An 18,951-nucleotide genomic window follows, 5' to 3' on the forward strand; every position below is an offset into this window, starting at 1 on the left:
ACTTTAGTAAACTAAAAGAGGACATTCAAATTATAGAAGTTGTCCTCTTTTATATTATATATCGACATATTTTTTATTTTGTTGAGCGTCTCTTTTCAATTCGATGTGGTAGAACAACATTTGTTTCTTCTACCATTTCTTTATTCATTAGTTTTGTTAATAAACGCATCGCTACAGCACCTATATCATACATCGGTTGTACTACTGTAGTTAATTGTGGACGAACCATTGATGCAAGTCTCGTATTGTCAAAACCTACCACTTCTATATCCTCTGGGATATGTAATCCTTTATCTTGCGCTCCATGAATGACACCTAACGCCATCTCATCTGTTCCTACGAATATTGCAGTAGGTCTATTTTTTAATGTAAGAAGCTTTTCTACTGCTTCTATTCCTGAATCGTACGTGTAATCACCTTCAACCACCAATTCTTCTTCAAATGGAAGATTTACTTCTGCAAGTGCACGCTTGTAACCTTCTAACTTCTTTTCGCCATTTACAGGCTCTTCAAAAGGACCGGAAACATAACCTACATGTTTATGGCCAGTTTCTAATAAAGATTTTACCGCATCATATGCTGCTTGTTCATAATCAATCGTTACAGCTGGGATTTTATCTTCTTTATCAAATGATGCCGCTAATACAAGCGGAACAGGTGATTTTTCGAATTCCTCTACAAGCACATCTTTAATATTACCGCCCATAAACACAATTCCATCTACTTGTTTTCCTAGCATCGTATTAAATAGATGTAATTCTTTATCTGTGTTTTGGTCTGAGTTACTTAATATAATATTGTATTTATACATCGTTGCGATATCTTCTATCCCTCGCGCTAATTCAGAGTAGAAAATACTCGAAATATCAGGAATAATAACTCCAACTGTAGTTGTTTTTTTACTAGCTAGCCCTCTAGCAACAGCGTTCGGACGATAGCCTAGTCTGTCAATTGCTTCTAGTACCTTCTTTCTAGTTGTAGGTTTTACATTTGGATTACCATTAACAACGCGTGATACCGTTGCCATGGATACGTTCGCTTCTCTTGCAACATCATATATTGTGACGTTCATTGTAATCTCTCCTTCTTATACTTTTAATAAAATAATCGTCCATTATAACAACTAAAAAAGACGCCAAATCAATTATATGTTTATTATCATACGATACTATCAAACGAAGAGCAACGTGTACGCGACCTTTCTAATGAAAATTTTATGTAATTTTCATAAATTGTTTTCATAAATTTAATGTTATTTTGCCTCATTATGTTACTTTATACTAACAATTCTCAAATTTAGAAGAAAAAAGATTAAATACTTATAAAGGTCGTTTCTATACAAAATAACTAAAAAAAGAGAAGAGCATTTTTGCTCTCCTCTCCCATTTATGCTTTATATGAATAATGACTTCTTAATTGAGTAATCCATTCATTAAACTGACCAATATCCATTTGCTGATTTGCATCAGATAATGCGACAGCTGGATCAGGGTGTACTTCAGCCATCACTCCGTCTGCTCCGATCGCTAATGCAGCTTTTGCTGTTGGTAAAAGAAGATCTTTTCTTCCAGTTGAGTGTGTCACATCGACAAGTACTGGTAAATGTGTTTCTGATTTTAAAATCGGTACAGCTGAAATATCTAACGTATTTCTTGTAGCCTTTTCGTAAGTACGTATTCCTCTTTCACAAAGAATGATTTGGTCGTTTCCTTGTGCAATAATATACTCGGCTGCATTGATAAATTCATCAATTGTTGCCGCCATTCCTCTTTTTAATAATACAGGTTTCTTCACTGCACCAGCAGCTTTTAACAATTCGAAGTTTTGCATGTTTCTAGCTCCGATTTGAATAACATCGATATAATCTAAAGCGACTTCTATATCAGCTGGATTTACGATTTCACTAATAACAGCCATATCAAATTCATCGGCTACTTTCTTTAAAATTTTCAATCCTTCTAAACCTAAACCTTGGAAATCATAAGGAGAAGTTCTCGGCTTGAAAGCTCCACCTCTTAATAATTTTAGACCTTGGCCTTTAGCCGCTTGAGCTACTTGAGCTACTTGCTCATAACTTTCAACAGCACATGGACCTACAACAAAGTATTGTTTACCGTCTCCGATCATTTCACCTTTAATATTAACAATTGTATCTTCTGGCTTTCTTTTTCTAGATACTAATAATCCTTTTTGCGTATCGTCTTCTTGTAAATCTAAACCAGCTTTAAAAATTTCCTTGAAAATATGTTGAAGTGTTGAAGTTTCAAATGGCCCATCGTTATTTTCTGTTATTAAATCTAACATCGCTCTTTCTCGAACAGGGTCATAGCGGTGAACGCCTTGTGCTTCTTTAATTTTTCCAATTTCTTGAACTAACTTTCCGCGTTCGTTAATTAATTTTAATATCTCTAAGTTCTTATCTTCTACTTGCTGTCTTAAAGTCTCTAAATTATTTTGATTCAACTTTCGTCACCCTTTCAAAATTGTGTACCAATTCACTAATTTAGAAATAATTATAAACCATCAAACCGAACTTGTCACCAACAAATACTTTATTAATTAGACGCTTTTAAGTAATAAAGTATTTTATGCAACAATTTGTGTAGCGTGAAAGTGAATATTAGCCTTATTTATGAAGGGAAGAACGTTGTGCAAGTCCAAAATAATGAAATTAGAAAATAGATTAAAGATACATTTTTGAATTCCTATTTTTAATTATGTAAAAAAAGACAGAGTAAGCCACTCCGTCTTTTAAGTTGATTTATTCACTTTTCAACTTTGTTTCGACTTCTTCAATTGCTTGCTTAGTTGCTTCAAGTCGCTTTTGAACTTCTTCAGTCATCTCTTCAGAACCGCTTTCAATTGCGCTTGCAGCTTCATTTATTACTTCTTCCACTTTCTCTTGTAACTCCTCTGATGCATCAATCGATTGTTCTTTTAAATGTTTTACTTTATCCATAACAACTTGGGACTGTTCAGATATAACTTGTGATAGCTGATTTGTTTTTTCTTTTGCAGTCGAAGCTAACTCGCTAGAAATCTCAGTAGCTTGCTGTTTCCATTGTTCAGATTTATCCTTTAAGTGGCTCGCTTGTTCTTGTAAATCGTCTCTCAATTCTTTCCCTGACTTCGGAGCGAGGAATAGTGCTGTTGTAGCCCCTACAATCCCACCTATTAATGTACCAATTAAAAAATCTTTTGTGTTGATCCCATCTTTACTCATGCTACATTCCTCCTCTTTCGAATTCATTTTTTTGTTTCTTTTTTACATTCCATTTCTCAACCAATTCCATTACTACATTCGACCATTGCACAACTTGTGATACTTTATCTTGGTTCTTGTCCATTTGCTGGACAACATTATTTGATAACCGTTGAACGGAATGGTTAAAGTTTTGTAGAGATGTTCCAACATCTTTAACAGCTACGACAACTGTATTAAGTTGCTCTGATTTATGTTGAATATCATCCATTAATGAGTTTGTCTTATGTAGTAATTGCTCTGTTTCACTTGAAATACCTTGCATCTGTTTTTCAATTCCACCAAGAGTCCCTGCTACTTGATCTAAAGTCCCTTGCACTGAACGTAACGTTTTAGATACATAAATAACTAGCACAAGGAAAGCAATAGCTATAATGAAGGCACTGATATATAGTAGATTAATTAACATGAACTTCAACACCTCCTGTTGTTAGTCTATACCCTTCTACTAAAAGTATAAACATCCTTCTATCTCTATTCTATTATGACTAGCAAATCCCTGCAAAAAAAAGAAGTTTTAAGTTACTACTTTAAGTATAAACAAAATTTTGTTTTTCGGTTACAATATTATAGTAAAAATAAAAGATTTTTCAAATAAAAAGGAGGAAATGAAATGAAAGACCCTCGTATCCAAACGTTAGCTAAAAATTTAATTAACTATTCTGTTCGTCTACAAAAGGGCGAAAAGGTGTTAATAGAAAACTTTGGCCTACAAAAAGAATTAGTCACTGCACTCGTAAACGAAGCGTATAAAGCAGGCGGTTACCCATTCGTTTCACTTAAAGATGCAACAGTTGACCGTGCATTATTAATGGGTGCACAAGAAGAACAATTCAATATGATTGCTGATTTCGAAAGAAATGTTATGGAAAAAATGGATGCATACATAGGTTTACGCTCTGGAGATAACATTAGTGAACAGTCAGATGTGCCAGACGAAAAAATGAAAATCCATGGTAACACTGTTGGCAAACGTGTACATCGTGAAATCCGTGTACCTAAAACGAGATGGGTAGTATTACGCTATCCAAACGCATCTATGGCACAATTGGCAAAAATGAGTACGGAGGCATTTGAAGATTTCTATTTTGATGTCTGTAACCTAGATTACAGTAAAATGAGTAAGGCAATGGATTCTCTAGTAGAGTTAATGAATAAAACAGATAAAGTAAGACTGACCGGAGTTGGAACAGACTTAACCTTCTCTATAAAAGACATCCCGGCTATTAAATGTGCAGGTGAAATGAATATTCCAGATGGGGAAGTGTATACGGCACCTGTTAAAGATTCAGTAAACGGTGTGATTACTTATAACACTCCATCCCCTTATCAAGGATTTACGTATGAGAATGTTAAATTAACATTCCAAGACGGAAAAATTGTAGAAGCAACGGCAAATGATACAGAGCGCATCAATAAAATTTTCGACACGGATGAAGGAGCTCGCTTCGTAGGTGAATTTGCTATTGGAGTAAACCCTTATATTCAACATCCGATGCAAGATATTTTATTTGACGAGAAAATTGACGGTAGCTTCCACTTTACACCAGGACAAGCTTATGAAGACGCTTGGAATGGTAACAATTCTAACATCCACTGGGATATGGTTATGATTCAAAGACCAGAATATGGTGGAGGAGAAATTTATTTTGACGATGTACTAATTCGTAAAGACGGACGATTTGTTATCCCTGAATTAGAAGCACTTAATCCAGAAAATTTAAAGTGAAAAACAAAAGTGGAGTCCGTACATCAATGTACGGGCTCCACTTCTTTTTAAACATTATAGAAGCGCTTCGTATGCTTCTTGGTATTTTTGAATATCACCAGCACCCATAAAAATAATAACACCATTCTCATGAGCTTTTAACGCTTCAACATTTGTTTCATCGATTACGTGTGAATTGTTTACTTTTTCTTTTAAATCTTGAATTGTTAATTTTCCATGATTCTCTCTAGCAGAACCGAAAATATCACATAAGTATACGTGATCAGCTAAGTTTAATGTATCGGCAAACTCTTGAAGAAATGTTTGCGTACGAGTATACGTATGAGGCTGAAATACAGCAACTATGTCTCGTTCTGGATATTTTTGCTTAGCAGCTTCAATCGTTGCACGAATTTCAGTTGGATGATGAGCATAATCATCAATTAATACTTGATTTTCCTTTTTCTTCTCTGAAAAACGCCTTTTTACACCTTCAAACGTTAATAGCCTATCTTGAATAATTTCTTCTGATACACCTTCATAATGACAAATAGCGATGACAGCTAACGCATTCAAAATGTTATGATCACCATATCCGACAATTTTAAAAGTTGCGTAATAGTTATTACGAACAAACACGTCAAATTCAGTACCTGCTGTTGATTTTTCTATAGAACGGGCTTGAAAATCATTTTCTTCACCAAATCCATAATAAATAACTGGTACTTTCGCCTGTATTTTTTGTAAATGTTCATCATCACCACAAGCGATAATTCCTTTTTTTACTTTTAATGCCATTTCTTGAAAGGCATTAAAAACGTCGTCAACATTTTGAAAATAATCAGGATGATCAAAATCGATATTCGTCATAATACAGTAATCAGGATGATACGCCAGAAAATGACGTCGATATTCGCATGCTTCAAATGCAAAATATTCGCTATCCTCTTCACCTTTACCACTGCCATCTCCGATTAAATACGAAGTTGGTTTTGCTCCTTGAATAACGTGTGCTAATAATCCTGTCGTTGATGTTTTCCCATGAGCACCTGTAACAGCTACACTCGTAAATTTCTCCATAAACTGACCTAAAAATTTATGGTATCGAATTACAGGAATTCCTAATTCATGGGCAGCCTCTATTTCCTCATGAGTATCAGCAAATGCATTACCAGCAATAACTGTCATGCCTCGTTGAATATTTTCTTTTGCGAAAGGGAGTATTTTTATCCCTTTTTGTTCTAAACCGATTTGCGTAAAAAATCTCTTTTCTAAATCTGAACCTTGTACTTTTAATTTCATATCATGGAGAATATGTGCAAGTGCACTCATTCCCGTACCTTTTATACCTACAAAATGATAAATGGTCATGAAAAGAACCTCCAACATTTATCTATCTAACTAAGTTACAAGCTTTATCCATAGAGAGTACAAAAAATAAACTAAATCATAAAACCGAAATAGGCATTTCCCTAATCTTAATAGTTAGTATATGACAATCGTCTAAAATTGCTCATTATTTAGTCCCTTACGTAAATGCTTATGTAACTTCACATCAACATATTATAGCACTAAACAATATGTAACTCCATAGGAAAAGAGTAGGGCGTTTTTAACATATACGTGCTTGTTTGTTCATTTATTTTTTGGGAAAGAAAGTTTTCCTATATTATCATTATTACCTATTACGGAAAAAATGAACGATATTTGCTTTTTTAATCTATCTGGCTAAATGACATTTCATTATAGACTACATTGATCGTAGGTATACGTTTTAAGTTAGCTGTTGCACTTCGCTACGTTCCACTCTCGATTTTAAATCTTGAAGGGTAAAACATTGTAACTTTTCTAAAACAAGCATAACCTATTTCTTCATTCTCCTTGTTAAAAGCGTTAGCATACCTTGTGTATATTTTTATTTTTATTTTAAAAGTTTGCCTAGTTAGAAAAACTGATAGATGTGGTATCTATCAGTTTTTTTGGTTTATTCTACCTTTTCTAATCTTGGATTAAATCGGTATTTTCGACCGGCTTTTGCTTGATTTTCTCCGTTTAAGAGAACATTATCTCCTGTAAAGCCAATGTTTATTTTTAATAAGCTACTTCCTACGCCATACATATCAACAGGCGCATGTGCTTCTTCAAATTCCTTAATACGTTTTTCGTTAAATCCACCACTAACGACTATTTTAACATGGTTAAAACCTTCGTTATCCAGTGCTTCTCTAAGAGCAAAAATTAACGGTGCGTTTACACCACGCGGATCGAAAGTCCCTAGTAAATCTGGATTTCGAATGAAGTACTGGTCAATCATCGTTCTTGACGTATCCACTCTTACCCCTTTTAATAAGTCTCCAAACTCCCTTGCTACCTTTAATGCGTCTGTAATAATGTCATTATTATAGTCAACTAGGACTAATAGCTCATCCTTTGGAAATGTCTCATGATATGCTTTGGAAGCTTCTACAATATCACCGTTAAATAGTTGAATGAGTGCGTGTGGCATAGTCCCCATTCCTTCTTTGCCCCACCATTCACTCATCGCATGAGTTGCTTGTGCAGTAGAACCACCTATATGTGCAGCATATCCATCACCAGCTTGTTGTGTATAGTGATCATCGCGATCTCCCATAAATATAACTGGTTTCTTACCTGCTGCTTTAACAACGTTATAAACATTTGTCGCTACAGATGTTCTTCTAGCTAAAATACCGTCAATAACTCCTTCTAAGTACCCGAAATTTTGGTATGGCCCGGTTACCGTTAGTACTGTTTCAAATGGGCTTATTTTATCTCCATCTTTTAAAGAATGAATTTCTAAAGAATTAGGATCATCAGAAAAAGTTTTTAACAAAGCAATTACTTCATCTGTTCCACATAACACTGCATGGTTCTTTTGGAAAAATTGCATCGTTACAATATTATCTTCCTTATGCCTTTTAACAATTTCTCTTGTTTTTAAAAAATAAACAGCAGAGAACCAACCATCTTTAATTCTTTCATCAAACTTAAATGTTTGATTCGTTAATCTTTTTATTTTTCCTTGTAGCTTTAACTCGATTTCCTTCATCACAAAGCTCCTTACTTCCCCTATATTCTTATTTATAATCCTTATCTTAATGAAAGGAGGTAAATAAAACAACTACCAAGCATCATTGTGTACTCTGTATGTTTTGCAACTCTGTTTCTGTTAATAACACATCTCGAGGCTTACTTCCTCTAGAACCTGATATAATTCCTTGATTCTCCATCATATCAATAAGCCTTGCTGCACGATTGTATCCGATACGAAATCGTCGCTGCAAACTGGAAGTGGATGCTCCATCTTGTTCTATGACAAAACGGCATGCTTCCCAGAAAAGCTCATCTTCATCCGTTAGGTCATCTTGGTCCTTTAATAGTTCTTCTTGTTCAAATAAATAATCTGGTTCTCTTTGAGCTTTTACGTGGCTAACTACCTTTTCTATCTCTTCATCTGAGACAAAATTTCCTTGCACACGGATTGGTTTTGGAGCACCATTTTGTAAGAACAACATATCCCCTTTACCGAGTAATCTTTCTGCTCCACTAACATCAATGATTGTTCTCGAGTCTACTTGTGAAGAAACAGAAAATGCAATTCTTGTCGGTATGTTAGCTTTAATTAGACCTGTAATTACGTCAACAGAAGGTCTTTGTGTAGCAATTAATAAGTGAATCCCGCATGCACGTGCTTTCTGAGCTATTCGACATATAGCATCTTCTACGTCACTAGGAGCCATCATCATTAAGTCGGCAAGCTCATCAATAATAATTACTAGATAAGGTAGTTTTTCTTGGTTATGCTGTACAGCCTTTTCATTAAATCGTGATATATCTCTAACTTGCGCATGAACAAACAGTTCATATCTTCTTTCCATTTCTTCAACCGCCCATTTTAGCGCAGCGGTAGCAGCTTTTACGTCCGTTATAACAGGACTGACTAAGTGCGGTATATGGTTGTACGGTGTTAACTCTACCATCTTCGGATCAATTAATAATAATTTTACTTCTTCTGGATTAGATTTAAAAAGTAAGCTTACAATAATAGAGTTGACGCAAACGCTTTTACCCGATCCTGTTGCACCTGCAATTAAACCGTGCGGCATTTTCATTAAATCTAACACTACTGGTTGTGCTGCTATATCAAGCCCTAAAGCAACCGCTAGAGGTGATGAATGTTGCATAAATTCCTTTTGTCTAATGATTTCCCGAATTACAACTGGCTTACTAACGTTGTTTGGAACTTCTATTCCTATTGTATTTTTTCCTGGAATCGGAGCTTCTATCCTAATATCTCTAGCAGAGAGGCTTAGCTTAATATCATCACTTAAATTTGTCACTTTATTAACTTTTACTCCTGGCTCTGGTTGCACCTCAAACTGAGTTACTGCTGGCCCTTTTGTTGCACGTACTACTTTTGCTCCTACTCTAAAATGTTGCAATGTTTGATTTAGCAAATGCTTTTGTTCTTGTACCCAATTCTCATCATCGTTTGAAAATTGTGGTGGGATGTTTAACAGCGTTACATTTGGCTTTTGAAACCCATTATGTCTATGGCTTTCCATCGATTGTTTTTGCATATTTTTTCGGTCTTTTTCAAGCATAATGACATTAAATGGAACCCATTGTTTTTTGTTTTCTTTATTTGTTACCGGCTGTTCTGTACGCTCCACCTTTTTTTCTACTTCAATAGAAGATGCAATTTCCTGTTTACTTTGTTCCATTAACTGAAGCTGCGTCTCTCCCTGAACTACAGTTTCGTCCTCTGCATGCTGAGTTGATTTTTTCGTAGTATCAGAGTTTACCTCAACGTCGTCTATTTGCTCGGACCTAACAACAATAGTTTGCTCTAACGTGTCTTTCTCCTCTTGCATTAAAGTAGCTTGGTCGACAGTCTTCTCTACATCTACTAGGTTAATAGATTCATGCTGATACGTTTCGTCTTCATGCTTTTGTTCTGCTTCTACTTCTACCATTATTTCTGCTTCTTGGTCTGCTGGCGATAGATCATCCGATTCCTCTATTGATGCTTTTCCAGAAGAATTCTCTTGTTCAGCCAAATCTTCATGAAATATACTTCTTTCTTTATGTACATCTAAAATATTATCTTCATCATCATTGGATATATATTCTGTTTTTAATTCATTGATAGTATTTATGTTTCTTGTTACTACTTTTGGTAATTCATATTCTGGTACAATATCTTCTATTTTTTGCTCATCTTTTTTAAAACCATATATAGGTGAAGGTACTTCCGTTCTATAAAAAGGCTTCTTAAAGTAGCTTTTTTCTTCCTTTTTGACGATAACTTCTACTTGTTTTTCTTTCTTTTTAACTTCCTCTTTTTCCTCTATTGGTTGTTGTTCTACCTTTTCCCAACTTCTTTTTCTCTCTTTTCTCTGTACTTTCTCCATCCTATCTGGCAAATAATTAGTCGTGTTTTGTGGATACTGGTAAGATACTCTTGCTTTTAGTTCTTTTTCTACTATTTTCTCTTTTGGGATGAATTCTTTACGTGCTATTACACTTTTTTCTTCATCTTCAACTTTTAATTGGTTTATTATTTTCTTCCACCAACTCAACGTTCTCCCACTCTTTTCTATGTTTATATTTAAGTGACAGCTCCCACTATTAGCAAAAATAGGAACCTAATCTTAGATGCTTCGGCTTTTTTCTAGAATGTACACGCTAAGCATATATGTGCAAAAAAGACCACTAGAATGATACTCTAGTGGCTTTTCTTCCACACACGTTTGATAAATCTATGCTGGGAAGGCTTGTCCAACTTCATACTGATTATCTAACACTAAAATTCCCTTTTCTTGTGGAGCGTTTGGCAATGCTAATTCTTTTGCTGAACAAATCATTCCAGACGAAGCAACTCCTCTAAGTTCTGCATCTTTAATTAATAAACCACTAGGCATTACCGCTCCTACTTTTGCAACAACTACTTTTTGTCCAGCATCTACATTAGGTGCGCCACATACAATTTGAAGCACCTCTGTACCGACATTAACTTGACAAATACTTAATTTATCTGCATTAGGATGTTTTTCTTTTCCCTCTACATACCCAACTACAAACTTTGGACTTAAATCAGGGTTTAAGTATCCTTCCATACCAGTTTCGTTTAAAACTTTATTAATATTACTAACTAGTTCTTCTGTTAAGGTTACAACGCCATTTTCTGATTGCACGTTCATATAAGAGGAAACTTGAAATATGTTATATCCTGCTATCTCATTCGTCTCTTTATCAACTATTTTTGCAACGTTTCCTTTCACTTCCGCAATACGGTTTTCTATATTAATATCTTTTAAATAGATGATAAGAGTATCTCCAATACCATCTTTATTATAAAACACATTCATATTCACTAACTTCCTTTCCATTGTTATTCTTTATTGTTTTTTCCTAATATAAAAATTGGTTCTAACTTGCCTTCTTCGTATAAGAACGATAGAGCTGTTATCGGTATTTTTCCGCTTGCAAAGAAACTCATCGTTAGTTCTGCAAGTATATCGTACCCTTTTTCGTTACGAATATCACCAATAATTAATACATCTTGATGGGGAACAGAGATTGTCATCGTCCCAACTATATTCTTCTTCATACTATTTAAAAATGAATCATTTAAAATTCTACTTGCATCATAGCCATCATTAGAATTTATAAAGTAGAAGCTATTGCCTGCAACGGTATCTTCTTTTACAGCTGTAGGTAAGGATCGTACATTAAATAGGGCCATTTCTTTCATTGAATCTAACTGTAAATTTTCACGCTCCGCAAGTTTTTGATCAATTAACCGATATGATTTCCCCATATCAATTGCATAATATATTCTCGTTTCCGCTGTATGATCGTCATAAACTAATGGTATATCATCACTCGTTTTTGTAGGAAATGAAGTAGAACGAATAACAGGATATATATTACGTTCTTGCCCATTTAACGTTACCTGTCGTTTCATACTAGACAACGTTTCTTTAACATAATATACATATTCCATTATCGCGTTTTGACCGTTCTGCTCGTATTTTGCTATAAGACCAGGTAGGGAAATGGTTACCCCTTTTTTACTCTCTTTATCTTCTACTCGCACAGAATCCTTTTCTCTATCATATGTAAACACCCAATTTTCGTGGGCAAGCTCTTTTTCGAGTAAGTTTTTTAATTGAATACTTGTCATTCGTGACAATGTAAAAGCTCCCTTCATGAAAAACCATTATACTTATCTTTACTCTAACAAACATCTTTTTTATTTTACAATAAAACTACTATGACAATAAAGGGGAACTACTTATTTCATATCTAATCTTTATTACTCTAAATTTTATCAGTCCGTTTAACTTATTCTATTGATATTTGATTGAACTAATTATAGTCGCAATTCCTCCCCCTTATATCTAAATTTTGATAGTAAAAGGCTAGGAGACTTTTTAATGCATACACATTGGCTAACGTTCTAATTTTTCCTATGTAATACTTTAGATGTATGAGCAGTAAATAGTTTTAGTCGGAATAGACTGTTTGCTATTTTCGCCACTCTCCGTAACGATAATACCTTAGTCACGCTTATTCTTATAGGAATATCTTGAATAGGCATTAATAACGATTTTATTCCACATACCCCCACAAACAAATTAACTAGTACCTTTATCCTTAATAACGATTAATATATTTCCCTTTACTTTTCCTAATATTTTCCTCAAACAAAGAAAATTTCCCAACAGTTTCTAGCTCTAACGTACTCCATTTTACCTACAACAAGATTCTATCACATATAACTAAATAATTATTTTCTGAAAATTCAAAATTACTTCGACGAAAATCGACACTTTTCTATTTCCGCTTTACGTACGATTAAATTGTCACCTAGACAAACTACATATTTATTTACAGGAGGCAATTTTTAAAAGAAGGGGGGACTGTCTTTTTAAAGTTTTAGATCAGCTCGCTATTTAGGAATTGCATTTTTTCTGTGAGCTCGATTGGTTTAAAAAAACTATACTTTTTAAAGGGGGATGGCATATGCGCCGAAAAATGAGCGTATATAAAGTATTTATGTTAATGCTTTGTTTGTTGTTAATCGCACCAAGTTTTATGTCAGTAAGTGCAGCTACAACAAAAGGCGTTAGCGTCGCAGTTAATGATTCAAAAGAAATTGCTGCTGCAAAAATTAGTAAAACGTTAAATGATCAATTTAACAAAGATGAAAAAGTAACATTTCTAATAAAGTTTAAAGAGCAAGTTGACACAATGGCAATTGCTAAACAAGTAGAAAATGAAGCTACTGTTCAAGCAGTAACAGCAGCGCAAACAAAACTTATGAAAAGAAATGTGTTAGTTTCTGAGCTTCGTTCGACTGCTATTTCTACTCAAGCTGACGTGAAAGCTTATTTAGAGAAACAAGAAGCAGCTGGAAATGCTAAAGATATTCAATCCTTCTTCATTGTAAATGGAATGGCAGTAACTGCTACGAAAGAAGTTATGGAGAAAATCGCTTCTTTCCCAGAAGTAGAAATGATTACGCCAAACGAAGAAGTACAATTATATCCATCTGTAGAGGCACCTGCTGGTACTACAGAAAATGACAAAAATACTCCTACAAACGACAACGTTGAATGGAATATTCAACAAGTTGGAGCTCCACAAGCTTGGGATATGGGTGTGGATGGCCAAGGTGCTGTAGTTGCCGTTATGGATACCGGGGTACAGTGGAATCACCCAGCATTAATGCAGCAATACCGAGGCTTTGACCCAGCAAATCCTAATAGCCCTACTCATACTTACAGCTTCTTTGATGCAGTTTCTGGTCAATCAGCAGCATACGATGACCATGGGCATGGTACGCATGTTGCTGGAACAGCAGTAGGTGGGGAGCAAAATGGTACAAACCAAATTGGTGTCGCTCCTGGAGCAAAATGGATTGGTGTTAAAATCCTAAACGCTTCTGGTAGTGGTTCTCAAGCCCAAATTTTAAATGGTGCTCAATGGTTACTAGCACCAACTGATGCGAATGGAAATCCAAACCCAGCGATGGCTCCTGATATCGTTAACAACTCATGGGGCGGCGGAGCAGGAATGAACGAATGGTTCCGTCCAATGGTTCAAGCATGGAGAGCTGCAGATATTTATCCTGTGTTCGCAGCTGGTAATACAACGTTAACAAACCCAGGTGGTCCTGGATCTGTGGCAGTTCCAGCTAACTATCCTGAAAGTTACGCAGTTGGTGCAACTGACGTGAACATGAACTTAGGTAGTTTCTCTTTACAAGGACCTTCTCCATATGGGGAAATGAAACCAGAAGTATCTGCTCCTGGTGTGAACATTCGTTCCGCTACTCCAGGTAGTAATTATCAAGGCGGTTGGAACGGTACATCCATGGCTGCTCCACACGTTGCCGGTGCAGTTGCTTTATTAAAGCAAGTGAATTCATCGTTATCGATTGATGAAATTGCGGAAATATTAGAAAATACTGCAACACCAAGAACGAACGCTCAATATCCAGAAGCACCTAATAACGGTTTCGGTCACGGTATCATTAATGTGCACGATGCTGTGTCTTCTATTATTTCTGGGTTAGGGAAAATTAAAGGCCAAGTAGTTCGTGATGGTGAAGATGATGAAGCACCTACATTTGAACATACTGCACCTGCTGAAACATATGCAGGAATGGCACTACCATTAAGCATTGACGTTCAAGATAATGTAAGTATAACATCTGTAACACTTCAATATGAAAATGCTGAAGGTGAATGGGTAGACGTTGAAGCTACTCGTACTTCTGGCACATACAACAATGCAACGTATCAAGCAGCTATTCCAGGCGATGAAATTGCTGTTCCATCTGTTTCCTATAAGTTCCACGTTGTTGACTTTGGAGGAAATGAAGTTACAACTGATACGTATGAAGTAAGCGTTCAGCCTGGTATTTCTATCGGTTATTTCCAAGACTTTGAATCAGATCCAATTGGCTGGTACTCTTTTGGTGACAATAATAGCTGGCAATGGGGTGTTCCAACAAGTGGTCCAAATGGAGCGTATTCTGGTGAAAAAGTATATGCGACAAACCTAGCTGGAAACTATGACAACCGAGCAAATATGACTCTTGTTATGCCTCCAGTTGAATTACCTGAAGATAGCGAAGCTTATTTACAATATAAGAGCTGGCATAACCTTGAAACTCGTTGGGATTTCGGTCACGTATTCGTTTCTACTGACGGAGGAGAAACGTGGACACAAGCTTATCGCTTTGATGACGTAACAAATGGCTGGGTAGATCGTGAAGTTGACTTATCTCAGTACGCTGGTCAAACGATTTTAGTTGGCTTTAACGTTACAACTGATGGTAGCGTTGTTCGCGTCGGATGGTATTTAGATGATGTTCAATTATCTGATGAACCTTTAGCAGATGGAGAAACTGCTATTGCAATTACGAAAGAAGATAACAATGTAGCAGCTAAAGATGAAAAAGTTGACCCTGATAAGATTGTACCTGCAGGTTCTCTTGTAGACTTTAAGGAAGTGAATGATAGTGCAGTTAACACTTCTGGGTTACCTTTAAATGCTCAAGTAACAGTAGTAGAATCTAACCGTTCTGTTAATACGAATCCAGCAAACGGACAATATGAATTACTTCATGCAGCGGGTGAATTCACAGTGAAGGCTGAAGCATATGGCTATTATCCAGCTGAACAATCTGTTAACATTCCAGCTGACGGTGAAGCAACTGCAAACTTTGTATTAGATGAAATTCCACAAGGAACAGTTACTGGAGTAGTAACGAATAGTGCAACTGGAAATCCAGTAGCAGATGCAACATTATTACTTGTTGAAGATGCTGCTATCGCTCCTGTTGAAACAGATGAGAATGGAGCATTCACAATTTCAGCATATGAGGGCGAGTATACATTAAGAGTAATGGCTCCTTCCTTCTATAGTGAAGACGTTACGATCACAGTTGAAGGAAACAGCTCTACTGAACAAAACATTAGTTTACGACCGTTCATTGGATATCCAGGAGAAATTGGATACGATGATGGAACAGCTGAAAATGCACGTGCATTTTACGATGCTGGAAACGGATGGGCTGTGAAAATGTCTTTACCTGAAGGACATAGTCAAGCATTAGTAACTGGAGGCTTATTCCGCTTCTGGGATACTAGCTGGCCAACTCCGGGTGGAACTGACTTCCAAGTAGCAGTATATGATGCAACTGGTCCAGACGGGTCCCCTGGTAATAGATTAGCTGGTCCTATCTCAGCTACCGCTTTACGTACGGGTGAATGGACAAATGTTGACCTATCAGAACACGGTATTATCGTAAATCAAGATTTCTATATGGTTTACATTCAATCACATCCAAATCCAAATGCACCTGGTTTAGGAACAGATGAAGATGGCCCTAACGCAGGTCGTAGTTGGCAATTAGTTGGCGGTGCATGGTCTCCTTCACCTGAAGCAGAAGGAAACTATATGATTCGTGCAACTGTTAATTTTGAAGTAACACCTCCAACAGTAACTTCACCTGTTGATGGTACATTTACTAATCAAGAAGTTGTTACAGTAGAAGGATCAGCAGCTCCTACTACAACAGTACATGTATTAAACAATGGTGAAGAAGTTGCAGAGGTTGCTACATCAGATCAAGGTACATTTAATGTAGATATTGAACTACAACAAGGAGTAAACGTATTAACAACAAAAGCATCTACAGCAAATGGTACTACGGAAGAATCTGAACCAATTACGGTTGTATTAGATCAAGAAGCGCCAGAGTTAGCAATTACTAGCCCTGAAAACAATTCTAAAACTAACCGTGAAACAGTTACCGTTACTGGTACTGTATCAGATGAAAACCTTGATTTTGTAAAAGTAAACGGTAGAGACGTAGCAGTAAACGACGGTCAATATTCTCAAAGAGTGATGCTTGAGAATGGGGAAAACATTATTACGGTTGTAGCACAAGATAAAGCAGGTAATAGTACGGAAGCATCTGTTGTTGTAGATGCAAAATATACTGCTCCTGCAATTACAAACTTAGCTCCAACTGATGATGTTTATTTAAGAGCAGGAGAGTCTGTAAAAATTGAGTTTAATAGTGACCCTGGATTAGATGCAACATTTACAATCCGTATGCCACTGACAAACACAAATGCAGACCTTTATAACCAAGAATTATACAATGCGATGGAGTTACCTCTTCGAGAAGTTTCTCCTGGATATTATGTAGGCTATTGGACTGCTACTTCAAGCGTTCAAGCATTTGGTGCAGAAATTGAAGTAAAAGTACAAGATGATTACTCAAATGTTACTCGTCAAATCGCAGAAGGAAAATTATTCATTAACGTTAGCAATGGTGGCGATGATAGACCTGGCAACCCTAATCCAGGTAGACCAGATAACCCTGGTAAAGGTAAAGGAAGAAATTAATAAGTAAAAGAGGGCCAAATTGCAATAGCAGTTTGGCCCTCTTTATTATACTAATGAAGTTAGAAAACTTTCTATTTCTTCCTTAGTTTTACGGTCTTTACTTACAAACCTACCTGCCTCTTCCCCATTCTTAAAGACGAGAAAACTCGGTATACCAAAAATATTTTGTTCTACGCAAAGATCGATGTACTCATCTCTATCAACGTAAATAAAAGTATAAATGTTGAACTTCTCCATTATTTCTGGTAAAAACGGTTCTACAAATACGCAATCTGGACACCAACTTGCAGAAAACATGAATACAACATCTTCATTTTCTCGCAAAGCACTAAACTGTTCTACTGATTGTAATTTTTCCATTAATTTATTCTCCCCCTGTATTAATCTTCATATCACCAAGTTGTATATAGCCTTTTTTCCTCATCCATTCTGACAATAGTAAACTTATCACAGCTGGTGCAACGATGTGAAGTATAACAACTTTTAAAAACACGACGGCAGAAAAGCCCATCGAAGTAAACGTCATAATTTGTCCAACGAAACCACTAGTCCCCATCCCTGCCCCTTCAGGTACATTTGTCATTTGAAAAATGGTAGTCGCAAATGGGGCAACGATTACAGCTGCTATTGTTGGTGGCAATATAATAATTGGTTTTTTTACAATATTAGCTACTTGAAGCATAGAAGTACCGATTCCTAACGCAAGTAAACCGGACGTTTTATTTTCTCTATAGCTACTAACTGCAAATCCTACCATTTGAGCTGCGCAGCCAATCGTTGCTGCACCGGCGGCTATTCCATCAAGCTGGAGCATTATAGCAATAGCTGCAGCTGAAATAGGAGCAGTTAATGCCCATCCCATTAATACTGCAACGATAATCCCCATAATAATTGGCTGTTGTTCTGTTGCCCAAATAATAACGCTACCGAAGTAATGCAATCCCCCACTAATTGGTGGACCTACAAAAGCGGCTATTAAAAAACCAGAAGCAATGGTTACAAACGGTGTAACTAAAATATCTACTTTCGTTTCTTTTGATACAAGTTTCCCAACTTCTGTAGCAATAAGTGCAGCAATGAAACTACCAGCTGGACCTCCTAATGGCGCACCAGCAGCACCAGCTATTAGTGCAGAGAAAATAACTAACGGTGGAGCTTTTAATCCGTAAGCTACAGCAACCCCAATTGCAGGTCCCATTAATCCCATCGCAAGTGCTCCCATATCAATTAAATATGTACTTACTGTTGGAAGTAATGTTTGAATCTGTTCACCGACAGTTTTAATAATTAATCCTATAATTAAACTAGAGAATAAACCTAGCGCCATATAAGACAAACCGTCAATTAAATATACTTTAATTGATAGGGTTACCCCTTTTTTTTGAAAAAATTGCTTCATTGTTACTCTCCTTTTATCGTCACTATTCTATTTTTTATCATAACTTATTTGTCGTTCATGTAAAGAGAAAAAAGAATTATCAAACTTTTATTGAGAAAATGGCGAATTATGTCTATAATTGTCTTA

The 18,951-nt window shown here is 36.0% G+C and carries 13 protein-coding genes; 2 read left to right on the forward strand and 11 right to left on the reverse strand.

Translation table 11 applies throughout. From position 1 onward, the window contains the following. Positions 1–73 precede the first annotated feature (73 nt). The 4 genes from ccpA to BC6307_RS17140 all read right to left on the reverse strand — a co-directional run bounded on the left by ccpA (position 74) and on the right by BC6307_RS17140 (position 3,671). Entirely contained in the window at positions 74–1,072 is a 999-nt protein-coding gene (gene ccpA / locus BC6307_RS17125; protein ID WP_066413170.1) for a catabolite control protein A, read from the reverse strand. Positions 1,073–1,386: 314 nt separating this feature from the next. After that, the gene (locus BC6307_RS17130; protein ID WP_066413173.1) at positions 1,387–2,463 is read right to left on the reverse strand and encodes a bifunctional 3-deoxy-7-phosphoheptulonate synthase/chorismate mutase; all 1,077 of its coding nucleotides are present in this window, start codon (positions 2,461–2,463) and stop codon (positions 1,387–1,389) included. A gap of 298 nt (positions 2,464–2,761) precedes the next feature. After that, on the reverse strand, positions 2,762–3,223 hold the full coding sequence (locus BC6307_RS17135; RefSeq protein WP_066413179.1) for a YtxH domain-containing protein: 462 nt from the start codon (positions 3,221–3,223) through the stop codon (positions 2,762–2,764). 1 nt (position 3,224) lies between these two features. After that, the gene (locus BC6307_RS17140; protein ID WP_066413180.1) at positions 3,225–3,671 is read right to left on the reverse strand and encodes a DUF948 domain-containing protein; all 447 of its coding nucleotides are present in this window, start codon (positions 3,669–3,671) and stop codon (positions 3,225–3,227) included. A 204-nt stretch (positions 3,672–3,875) separates the two neighbouring features. Between BC6307_RS17140 and BC6307_RS17145 the strand changes: the two genes are divergently transcribed. Further along, entirely contained in the window at positions 3,876–4,991 is a 1,116-nt protein-coding gene (locus BC6307_RS17145) for an aminopeptidase (protein ID WP_066413181.1), read from the forward strand. Positions 4,992–5,045: 54 nt separating this feature from the next. Here the strand turns inward: BC6307_RS17145 and murC are convergent, their stop codons facing one another. The 5 genes from murC to BC6307_RS17170 all read right to left on the reverse strand — a co-directional run bounded on the left by murC (position 5,046) and on the right by BC6307_RS17170 (position 12,180). After that, positions 5,046–6,341: a UDP-N-acetylmuramate--L-alanine ligase gene (gene murC / locus BC6307_RS17150; RefSeq protein ID WP_066413186.1), complete on the reverse strand. Its 1,296-nt coding sequence runs from the start codon at positions 6,339–6,341 to the stop codon at positions 5,046–5,048. 613 nt (positions 6,342–6,954) lie between these two features. Continuing rightward, complete coding sequence (locus tag BC6307_RS17155; protein ID WP_066413189.1) at positions 6,955–8,040, reverse strand: nicotinate phosphoribosyltransferase; 1,086 nt, start codon at positions 8,038–8,040, stop codon at positions 6,955–6,957. Positions 8,041–8,122: 82 nt separating this feature from the next. Continuing rightward, positions 8,123–10,573: a DNA translocase FtsK gene (locus BC6307_RS17160; RefSeq protein ID WP_066413191.1), complete on the reverse strand. Its 2,451-nt coding sequence runs from the start codon at positions 10,571–10,573 to the stop codon at positions 8,123–8,125. A gap of 180 nt (positions 10,574–10,753) precedes the next feature. Further along, entirely contained in the window at positions 10,754–11,362 is a 609-nt protein-coding gene (gene ytpR / locus BC6307_RS17165; protein ID WP_066413193.1) for a YtpR family tRNA-binding protein, read from the reverse strand. Between the two features lie 23 nt (positions 11,363–11,385). Further along, a complete protein-coding gene (locus tag BC6307_RS17170) occupies positions 11,386–12,180 on the reverse strand; it encodes a DUF1444 domain-containing protein (protein ID WP_066413245.1) in 795 nt (264 codons plus the stop codon). 842 nt (positions 12,181–13,022) lie between these two features. Here BC6307_RS17170 and BC6307_RS17175 point away from each other — a divergent pair. Then, positions 13,023–17,426, forward strand: a complete 4,404-nt coding sequence (locus BC6307_RS17175; protein WP_066413195.1) for a S8 family peptidase — start codon at positions 13,023–13,025, stop codon at positions 17,424–17,426. Positions 17,427–17,471: 45 nt separating this feature from the next. Here BC6307_RS17175 and BC6307_RS17180 read toward each other — a convergent pair whose 3' ends face one another. Together BC6307_RS17180 and BC6307_RS17185 are read right to left on the reverse strand one after the other, a co-directional pair. After that, positions 17,472–17,786 (reverse strand): thioredoxin family protein, encoded by a 315-nt coding sequence (locus BC6307_RS17180; protein WP_066413198.1) that lies wholly within the window; start codon positions 17,784–17,786, stop codon positions 17,472–17,474. Between the two features lie 4 nt (positions 17,787–17,790). Beyond that, positions 17,791–18,825, reverse strand: a complete 1,035-nt coding sequence (locus BC6307_RS17185) for a PTS sugar transporter subunit IIC (protein WP_066413200.1) — start codon at positions 18,823–18,825, stop codon at positions 17,791–17,793. Positions 18,826–18,951: the final 126 nt, after the last annotated feature.

Source organism: Sutcliffiella cohnii, assembly GCF_002250055.1.
In the GTDB taxonomy this organism is placed as follows: domain Bacteria; phylum Bacillota; class Bacilli; order Bacillales; family Bacillaceae_I; genus Sutcliffiella; species Sutcliffiella cohnii.